At 47.1% G+C, this 10812-nt stretch carries 3 protein-coding genes and 1 pseudogene; all 4 read right to left on the minus strand.

Annotated features, from left to right (window positions below):
• Positions 1-6225, minus strand: coding sequence for an IPT/TIG domain-containing protein (locus BUB92_RS08045; protein ID WP_073092621.1), 6225 nt, complete (start codon positions 6223-6225; stop codon positions 1-3).
• A gap of 18 nt (positions 6226-6243) precedes the next feature.
• Positions 6244-9129 (minus strand): hypothetical protein, encoded by a 2886-nt coding sequence (locus BUB92_RS08050; protein WP_073092624.1) that lies wholly within the window; start codon positions 9127-9129, stop codon positions 6244-6246.
• A gap of 63 nt (positions 9130-9192) precedes the next feature.
• Positions 9193-10326: an HD-GYP domain-containing protein gene (locus BUB92_RS08055; RefSeq protein ID WP_073092627.1), complete on the minus strand. Its 1134-nt coding sequence runs from the start codon at positions 10324-10326 to the stop codon at positions 9193-9195.
• Positions 10327-10463: 137 nt separating this feature from the next.
• Positions 10464-10812 (minus strand): annotated as a pseudogene (locus tag BUB92_RS08060) (glutamate formimidoyltransferase); the annotation flags it as partial.

Genomic DNA, 10812 nt, shown 5'->3' on the forward strand with positions numbered 1-10812 from the left:
CTACCTCCTGCCTGCTAGGGTATAGCGTCCCAGCTGATTGATGCTCTCCCCCAGGGTTCCCGTAACCGGGCGGGAAAGCCCTACTTCTTCCCATCTATCCTGGTAAGGATTGTAGCGCACCAGGCTTATGCCGCTAAATCGCCGGCTGCTAGCCATCTTTATGTCATAATCCAGGACAATAGACATATTGCGGGCAAGATAAGAAATATCTCTTTTCTCCTTACCCTGGAAAAATTGCGCCTTAAGATCCAGCATCCTTCCCAGGCTGTTTGCCGGCCTTGCTCCTGCCGGCTGGAGATCCAGTGTCATCCTGATGCCGGCATCAGCCTTATTCCTGGCCTCTAAAACCTGATTAGTCCTGAATACCCCGGGATTAAACTTGATAACAAAATCGCTTCCTTTGATTTCTATATCCCGTGCAGCCGTGCTGGCTACCGCCTCGGCAGGGATGCTGACAACTATCTGGCGGACCTTAGCCCATTCGCTCCGGGTGGTATCAATCACCAGATTGCGGGCGGAAAAATCTTTTCTCCCTACCACCACTTCCAGCAGGTCCCCTTGGCGCGTTATCTCTGTCTTTTCCGCTAAAGGCCCATCAGCATCTACATATCCTACCCGGCTTCCGGTTTTTACTTCATTGCTTTCCGCCGAATAAGGTGAAGACCCAAAATCCCCCACTGCCTTTACCACAAACTTATAAGCAGTGCGCGGCTTTATGTCTTTATAGATAAAAGAAGTCAGATCAGTAGTCCCGACAAATTGAGGATTTTTGCCATCCTCTATAACATAGACATCATACTGGGAAGCTTTTTCTACCTTGTTCCAGTTGACCTTTATATAAAGGTCAGTATCATTATAGCGGTCAATTACTACTTCTGCCGTTACCCCTAAAGGTGCGCTTATGCCCGGCAAGGTGTAGATTATATCCTCATAGATGTCGCTGCATCCCTTGTCGGGATTTATAACGATGATTCCTTTGCCCCCCAGTTTTCCTTTCGGCACCTTTACTGTCAGGGTTTCCCCATCTATATATTTGACTTCCCCCGCCGGTATACCCTCTGCCAGGGTATAATAATCAATCTCTTTGCTGGTAAGCCTGCTGCCCGCTACCTCTTTTACCTCATCTTTTACCCTGTACAGGTCAGCCTTATCCCCGGTCTCAGCCTTTTTGATCACGGGGATCAACACTACTTTGGCCCCCGGCATAAAGCCGCGCCCTTTGATCTTGATCTCCTCCCCTCCGGCTGCAGAAATCTCCCGTATACGGGTAGCCTCAGCCGGATCAGAAGGGGAAACAATGGCCGTTATCGCCGGAGTACTTATATATTCAAAACCTTCCTTTAGCTCTACGGTTTCGCCATCCGGATTTTCTAAGCGTATAGATTTCTTGCCCGGCTCCTGCGGCGGGGATACAGCATAGACAGTTTTATAATCTACCACTATAACCTGGCTGGCTTCCCGGCCGCCAAAAAACACCTTCAGTTTGCGGCCTTCATAACCTTCCATCGAACCGCGCAAATCCTTGCCTTCAATCTTTACCACCGTTCCTCCGCTGGCCGGTCCGCGTACTGGATCTGCCTTCTCCAGCCCCGGCTGGGTTTCTCCTTTGGTAAACTGGATATAAATAGGCTTTGCTCCATAAGGCATATCATCGGAAGCGGCTACTCCGCCATCTTCATTTACCACTACCAGCTTGTAGAGCTTGCCTATCCTGTTCTCTTCCACTACCGGCATGGTAAAAGCCAGCTTGCCCGGCAGGGTATATACAATATCCTTAGGTTCAATTGTCAGGAAATCCCCTATCAGCACCCGGGCATTTTCGCGGAAATCTTCACCGAGAACAGTTATCAGGCTTTTTCCTTTATAGTTTACTTCCAGCAGCCTTATTTCCTTGCCGTTTACGCTGGTTTCCTTGGGATTAATGCCATCCCGGGTTATATTGGTTATCTTCGGTTTGCTGTCCGGGTTTTTATAAACAAAGCTTCCCTGGGCTTTGGCTCCGTCCGGATTGTAGATGGTAACCGGCACCTTGCCTACAGTATAGTAAGAAGGGGTTTTAAGGGTTATCTGATTGGCATTTACCAGAACCGCCTCTGGAGCATAGCCCCGCTCAACGATAAGCCTGCGATCTTCTACCTTTACCTTTATAAGCTCATAGCCTGGATAGCGGGTAACCCCATCGGCAGTAGAGATAAAACTTTCCGCATCGATAAACTTAACCCCGTCATCATAGCCGTCAAAAGCTGCTTCATAAATCTTGCCGGCTTCGGTAAGGCGGAAGATCAGGCTGGCCGAACTTCCTGCCGAACGGTATTCAACTTCCAATCCCCCCTCCAGTTTTACCGTGGTGCGGCCGCTGTCAATACGCCCCGAATTTTCCTGTTCCCGGGGAATGCCGGCATTGGAAATGCTGCCGAACTGCACCAGAGGCATCTGTTTAGTATATTTATTATTATCCCGCCATACTTCTATCTGGCTTGCCGCCAGACCGGCTCCATAGAGTTCCACATTTTCCCGGCCCTGTTTACGCCCCTCTCCCGGCACTATCTTGTTTATAACCGGATTAGAGCCTTCATAGCTGAATTTGACCTTATTGGATATGCCGGAATCGTTGTTTACCAGGTAAACATCTGCCGTACCTACCCCACCGGGCGGGGTTATTACCTTTATATAGCCCCGGTCAAATTCGACAATCCGGGCCGGCTTATCGCCGAAATATACCCGGGGCAAAATGGGCGAAGTATAGTAATAGCTGTATATGGGGTGGTCTAGAGGCTGAGGTTCAGCCAATCCTCTGTTAGTCAGCAAATCATCCCAAACCCCATTCCCGTTGAGATCATGAAAAGGTTCTCCTAAACTCCACAGCTGATCCCGGTTAATATCATCATACGGTTCAAAATAGCGAAAATCACTGCCGGTAATCTCCACTATATCGCCACCGGCAGCACTTCCTTTCGCCGGCACAATTTTGGTTATGGTAGGATAGCTGCGGGGCACAACATAGATAAAACCTTTTTCCCGGCTGTCCGAGGCCCCATCAGGGTTGACAACGACTACCGGAACGGCCAGCCGGTCAGTTCCTTTATCCTCCCGCAGGTTGCCGGGATAAGGAGGCATCTTAAAAGTAATTACAGTACCGTGGGGATTGATCCTGGTATCTTCTGCCTTTACCTCTATTCCATTTACATAAACCCGCGTCTTCTGCTGCCCATCATCGATAAAATCACTACCTCTTATCTCTACTTCATACCCTCCGCTTACCGAACCTTCAACTGGTATAATTTCCACAATGCGCGGTTTTGACTGGGGGTGGGTAAAGTAATAAAAGCCATTCGTTCCTTTCCTGCTATCTTTCCTGGTATCCGGATTCATTACGGTCAAGTCATAATAGCCATCTGCTTCCAGAATCGGCACGGTAAAGATTATCGTATTGCGGTCCACTACCTTGACCCGGCAGCCGGTTATCCTGCCGTTTTCTACCTTGTATAAGGTTTTCGCTGTTACATCCAGGTGGATATTGCCATTATCATCCTCAAACACAAAGGCTGCTTTATTATTATCTTTTACCTTCAATTCAAAAAGGCCACCACCTTCTCTATCCGCCTTTATGCTGCCCCCCTGGGCATAGATAGTATAAACCGTGCCTGCTCCATCACTCAGTTTTATCTCCCCCCGGGCAGTTACATCCAGGGCGAAAAAGCGACCGCTTTGATCCTTTTGATCCTGATAAATAACGGCATGGTAATAAGGGGCCAGCTGCAAACGGCCGTCATCATCCAGGCTGAAAACAGGTTCCACCCCGCTGCCCGGAGTGTAATTCTCCAGCTTTATTTTTCTCGTATTCGGATCAATATTATATTCATTAACCTCGATATTTCCCAGAAATACCCGGGTACCTATGAGTCTTAGTATTGCATCTTCCCCGGCCGTAGGATCAGGCTTCAGGAAATTATCCCCTTTTATCATCACTATAGTGCCGGTATTGCCTCTTTTCGGATTAAAATCGGTAATCTTCGGATTAGTATATGCCCTTACATAGGTAAAAGGCCAGGTAGCCATGCCTCCTTCCGGATTCATGACCTGCAGCTGGGTTTCTCCTTCCCTGCCTTTAGGAGCAGTAAAGGTTATCTTCTTGCCATCTCCCTGCCTTTTAATCCCCTTGACTTCTTCGCCATCCAGGAAAACCTTAACCCCTTCCGCAAAATTACTGCCTTCGATTACAACTTCTTCTCCCCCGTCAACGGTAACTACATCAGGAAAAACCTTTTCAATAACCGGCTTGCGGTTAGGGGCTACCTCGACAAATTCCACCATATCCGGCACCCGATGGGAAAGCCCCGGGTTTTCCGAATTGCGTACCGGGTTTACCACTTCCACAAAGGTTTTGCCCAGGGAAGTAGATGTTATATTTTTACTATCTGGAATCAGGGCAATAATCTTAGTTCCTATTTCATTGCCTTTACTGCCATCCAGTATCTGCCCGTCTTTATTAAGGACATAGACCGTGAGGCCAGGTTCATTATTTTTGTCCAGTTCAATCTCGCCCAGCCTTATTACCGGATAACGGGTGATAATTTCTCCATCCTTTTCAAAGCGGGTGATCATAAAATTCTGGCCGTGCAGGGCTATAAGCCGGTCTTCCGGCAGATGATACTTATCTCCTGTCCCCTTTATCACCTCGATTTTATCCGGCACAATACTTTTTACTTCCGGCTGTACCATGCTGGGAATAAATTTATACCCTTTAGCTAAAACAGCCCGCTCTTTAAAGGTATAAGTGTTGTTATTCATATCTGTCAAAACCGTAGTAATTTCCACAATCACATCTTTTACCGGGGCTGTAGCTGCATCCGTTACCAGCGGAACATTTATAGGGATGCGGTCTAGATCCCGGGTAAAACTGGAACCTTCCCTGAAACTCGCCTTATTTCCTATAATTACTGTAATCTGGCGGGTAACTTCTGTTATATTAATCGTATTTTTGTAATTACCTATAACCGAACTGGTATCTCCCCATCTTCTGACCAGGCTTTCCCCGTCGGTCCCTATCATTACTTCTGGAGATAGTCCTTCACTTAAAGCCAGATCGCTTATATTAAGGGTTCCCAAAAACTGGCCGGAGATGACCGCCGGAGAACCGGAATCCGGCCCTTCTGCCGGCTGGATGCTGTAAATCCTGGGCTTAAGGCTGGCATCAATGACGGTGAAAATCTCCGGTATATCCGTTCCCGGTTTTTTAACCACCCATTCGCTTATTACTTCCCGCATAGGATCCTTGCCCGGGGGAACCTTATTGGTAAGCACCACATAGTATTCGCCTTTAGGAATATTCGGCACCTGTACGGTGAGGATATCTATATCCCCTTCGGCATTCGCTTTAAAAGTAGGATTTTGTCCCCGGTTTTGCAGGGTATAGGGATCAGTTCCATCCAGGCTCTTTATAAAAAACACATCATAATCATCCAGCTTGCTGGCCCGGAAAAACACCGTATCCCCTTTTTCCCCCCGGTTGGGGAACATCTCCAGATCATCAGATATGTCCAGATCCTGCACCAGAAGGAACTGGTCCTGGTAAGTATACTTAATATTTACCACCGGATTAGACCTTACTGTTCCTCCTACCACCAAACCTTCGGTCCGGCTGTGGGTAAATACCAGGGTCTGCAATCCCGGAACTCCTTCTGACATGTCAATCTTAACCTGGGTAGGGCTTAAAAGGCTGATCCGATCTTTATTGATTACGATATTATTTATCTTTACTTCCAGATCAGCATCGTTCTTTAATCTATCTAAATTGGTTCCGGTTAAGGTTACTTCTTCCCCTACCTTCACCTTGCGCTCAATGCCGGTTAAGGCAGGCATAGCTGCTGTTTCGCTTACATTTATATCCCCCGGCCCGATAACTAGGGAAGAAATCCTTATATCCTCAGCAAACTCAAACTGCAGTATGGTCTCCGAGTTGACGGTCCGGTTCTTAAGCGGCTTATAACCCTGGGCATCGGTTATTACCCCTACCTCGGCATCTTTAAGGTAGGTTCCCCTTATAAGCACATAAGTTCCCGTAAGATTGCGATCCCGGTTAAAAGTCTTGCCGATGGTGATCTCCGTAACCGTAAAATTATCGGGATCAAAACCATAAGCAACCCCGGCCGGCCCTATTATGCCGGTAAATATGAACGCCAGCAGGGTAATAAAACTCTTCCATCTCAAGCTTTTCTTATACATAAAAAGCCTCTCCCCTTTTTAAGGTTCTATCAAGACAAATATCCCCGGCTTAACTGTAGTAAAAACCGCTTCCCCGTTTAAATAATCTATCCGGGCCGGTATGTCATAAAACCGGCGGTAATCTTCATCATAGCGCACCACTTTAAAAACTTCTCCCTTTTCGGCCGGAAAGAAAATCTTGGTTTCTATGCCGGTAAATGCGGCATTTTCCGCTTTTACCGCTATCAGGTGAGAACGTATCCGGTAATGGGGAAGCTGATAGCCTACAGCCGATATAGCAGCTGGATTTATTCTGCCCAGCGTAATAACCGTATCTTCAGCCTGGCCATTTACCCTTATATTGCGAAAAACCACTTCTCCTTCCCGGCTCCGCACGGTAAGCTCCCTGATAACCGGCCAGCGGTAGCCTTTAAACATTATTTTACGAAGGCTGAAATTTCCCGGCATAATCTCTTCCAGATCCAGAAAGATATAGCTCCTGTCCTGCCAGGAAGGCTTGAGGTAGAGAACTGCTTCCCTCCTGTCCGGGCTTTCGATCACTTCTCCATAACTGGCAGCTTCCCGCTTCCATTCTCCTTCTCCTGGCAGTTTCTCTTTTCCTCTGGGCACTACGCTCAGCCTGCCGGCCAGAACAGCTTTATAATTTTCATTACTGTTATTTATGACCTTAATATCATATACTCCCGGCGGCAGCCGTCTGCTTCCTTCCGACAAATAAACCTTAAGATAAGGTTTGCCCTGGCTGTCCACAGCTACTTCCACCCGGGAAGCCTCAATGTCGTTGAATTTAACCGTTATCCCCGAACGGTAGAAAAAATCTCCTCTTATTATGAGAGGGTAAGAGGCATCATAATCTTCACCTATACTTCCCACATAGATGTCGGTTATCTGGGGTACGGCCATGGTGGTAAAAGTCCAGCTTATAAAATCATTTCCTTCCCCGTTTTCATAAAACACCAGGCCAGAGGTGATCCTTACTTCATAGCGGCTCTGCGTAAGGAGTTTTTTGATCGGCAGGCGCAGGGAAACCTGCTTACGGGCTGTATCCCTTATAAAAAGATACTGGTTTATAAAAGCTTCCTTTTTCTCCCCCTCCAGGCTTTCTGCATAGTCTAGAAGTTCTTCATCTACCATAGAACCTGAACTTCCACCGGCTACCACCACTTCACACTGCCGCAAAAGGCTTAAAAAGTTATTCCCCCGCTGCAAAGTCCCATCATCATCAACAAAAACTGCTTCGACAAAATACCTCTCTTTGCCGTTTATCGTTGCAGGGTAAAGGCTTTTCTCATCAAACCAGATGGAAGTATCTGCTGCCCAGGGATGCTGGGATTTAAGAAGCGGTTTGCGCGATTCCCGCTGAGGTTTTATCGTTATCTTCTGCCAGCCTCCTTCTGTCCTCCAGGCCAGCTGTACTTCTAGCAGCGGATTACTCTGGGGATGATAGGAAAGCCCCGGTTTCTTAAGCAAAGGCAGCCACAGGATATTTCCTTCTTCTTCATAAAAACGGGCTTCCTGGCCTTCTACCTTTATCACCAGGCGGGGTGTATCCCCCGACGGTGCTATGTTTTCCGGGTAGGAAAGCCCCAGATAGCCGTTTCCTTTTTCCGTCTTTTGCCCGGCCAGGGTTTCCGCATAATTGACCGCTAAAAATCCTCCACTCCAGGATAAAACATTATCCCGGGTAAGGATTGTCTTCCCGTCTTTAGCCTGCAAAACCCCGCTTTTATTTACCACATCGGCATAAAGCTCTCCTTTTTCATTATATAAAACAGGTGCCAGAGCCGGAGATTTGGTAGCCAGAGCTGCTCCCTGCAAAATCTGCTCGGTTTGCAAAAGCGGCACCAGAGTAAACTTATTCCACAGGCCATTTTCATCTTTCCAGGCTACGGTAGTCTTTACCAGAGGATTAGAAACCCCATCATACGGCTTATAGATGTCAGCAAGCAAAGGAACGGCTATAATGCCATCAGCAACGGGAGAAAAGTAAGCATCTTCATCTCCTTTTTTGATAATCAAAAGCCCGCTGTATCCCGGCATTTTAAGCTTTATCACGCCATAAACCGAAACATCACTGGCATCATAGCTTTTTTGCCTGGCCAGCGTATCAGCATAATTGGCCCGCACTATCCCCGTGCTCCAGCTTAAAAGCCCTTCTTTTCTAACCTTTATCCCGTCAGGGGTGATAAGCTCACTTGCTGGATCCTTAAGATCAGCATAAAGTACCCCATCACTATTATAATAGCTCTCATCCAGTTCCAGCTTGTTTAAAGCCGAATGGGGCACAGCCAGCTCCAGTCTGGCTTCGGCTTCGCTGCGCGGATAGATATACAGCTTTACCCACCCGCTTGCCGTCCGCCAGGCTATCTGTGATCTTTGCAGCGGATTGGTTAGAGGATCATAAGGCTTTTCTGTATCCTTCACCAGAGGAAGGGCAAATTTCCCTTCCGGCAAATCCTTGTAGAACTCAGCTTCTTTCTCTCCTGTCTTAACCACAAAACGGTAGTTGCCATCTGCATATGCCACATCAGCAGGAAGGGAAAGCAGCAAACGCCCATAAACCTCTTTATCCGTTGACTGTTTCTGCCTGCCTAAAATATCGGCATAATTCACGGTCAGAACCCCGGGTTTCCAGCTTAAAAGCGCGGTTTTGCTTATCCCTCTTCCTTCACTGTCCTGAGCCGGCTCGCTTCCTCCCCATTCTTTTAAGATATAACCTGTACTGTTATCATAATGGCGGCTGTCAAGGTTCAGCTGCCCGGTATATAAAGAAGCATTCTGCCATATCTCATCTGCTGTAACCCCCAGGGATTTTCCCCCGGTAAGCCCCAGTATGATAAATAAAAAACAAGCCCAGGCTATGCTCCAGCTGATAATTTTTTCCGTTCTCTTCTTTATCTGCATAGAAAATCTGCTCCCTTAACTATACCTTATATATGTTTTTATCGTAAAACAGGGCCTGTAACTTTACCTGGCAGCAGAGTAAACAGCTTCGATTTCTTTTTCCACTTCTTCCATAGCCGTAACTACCAGGGGGTCAAAAAGCCGGCCCTGGGCTTTTTTAATAACAGCTCTCCCCAGATCATGGTTTAAGTTTTCATCTTCCCGGTTTATATAGACTACGGCATCATAAACATCAGCTACAGCAATTATGCGGGAAATAAAAGGAATCTCGTCATATTTCAAGCCTTCAGGTATGCCGCTCCCATCATAGCGTTCATGATGATAATAAATCGCTTCTCTTATTTCCCCTAATCGCCCATCCTGCGGAAAAAGCTCGGCCCCGTAAACAGCATGGAGGTCTTTTTCTCCTTCCTCCTCCGGATGAGGGATAGAGCGGCCTATATCATGTAAAAGAGCCGCCAGGGATAAAACCTCTTTTTCTTCCTCGGTAAGGCCCAGCTTTTCTCCCAAAAGAAGCGCAATTTTTTCTACCCGCTCGCCATGTCCGCTAAAAAGAGGAGTGGTACTCTCTAAAGCCCGCAGCATGACATACACCAGTTCCCTTAACCACTTTTCCCTCTCGCCTTGCATAACCATTCTCCTTTTCTCTTTTGTCACTTTATCCAGCAAAAGCTTAAGCAGGGTCAAATCATATCTGCTAAAACCTCCCTCCTGGCTGTTAAAGCAAAAAACCCCCTCTTTTTCTTCGTTTTTCATCGGCAAAACCAGCAAAGATTTTACCTCACCCTTAAGCCCCAGTTTTTTTAGCTCCGATGGGTGGTTTATAATCATCCCTTTTTCGCTATCAGCTCCCGCTAGCAGCCGGGCAAGTACCTCTTTTCGCCCTTTATTTTCTCCCTCTAAACCATAGACTACTTCCCCACAGGGAATCACCCTTTTTATCCATTCTTCTACCGGCCAGGAGAAAGCCTTGTGGGCAACCAGCTTTTCTATCTCCTTCGCGATGGCTATGATATCCTCTAAAGCTTCTTTTTCCCGGTCCAGCTTATAGCTCAGCGCAGCATAATAGGTCAGAGCAAGTCCGGCCAGTAAAAAAAGCACAGTCCTTACCCCCACGGGCAAATTCCATACCAGATCAAGGGTAATAATAAGGGAGGTCAATACTGCTCCCAGCAGAAATATATTACCTCTTTTCATTCCCTTTCCTCTCCTTCCATCCTTTACCCTATTTCGACTTTCACAGCTTAAAATCCTACCTCCCCGCAAGAGGAAAATGCTAACAAAAAAGGAGGCAGTAAATAACCTGCCTCCTTTACCCTATTTATGCTTTTATTTTACAGTCCGATGAGATGATTTTCAATAATCTGCTTGCGATCCCAGTCTACCAGGCGCAGGTAGTATTCTACACAGTTAAGGAGCGCATCTAAATGTACGGTTCCTACTATCTGGGTACCTACTACCTCTAAACCATAACGGGCAGCTTCAAATTTTACCACTTCTAAAGCCCGGTATATCGGTGTAGCATCGGTATCGAACATGTTCATGGATACCGCTACCTGGTTGCGGTCCTCCAAGCGGAAGCCTACTGCACGCACCGTGGAAAATCCTCCGGAAGGCCCTCTCATCATCTTGGCTATAGTCTTGGCTATTTCCAGATTGTCGGTATTCAGTATTATATTAACC

The organism is Thermosyntropha lipolytica DSM 11003, assembly GCF_900129805.1.
GTDB classification, from domain to species: Bacteria; Bacillota; Syntrophomonadia; order Syntrophomonadales; family Syntrophomonadaceae; genus Thermosyntropha; species Thermosyntropha lipolytica.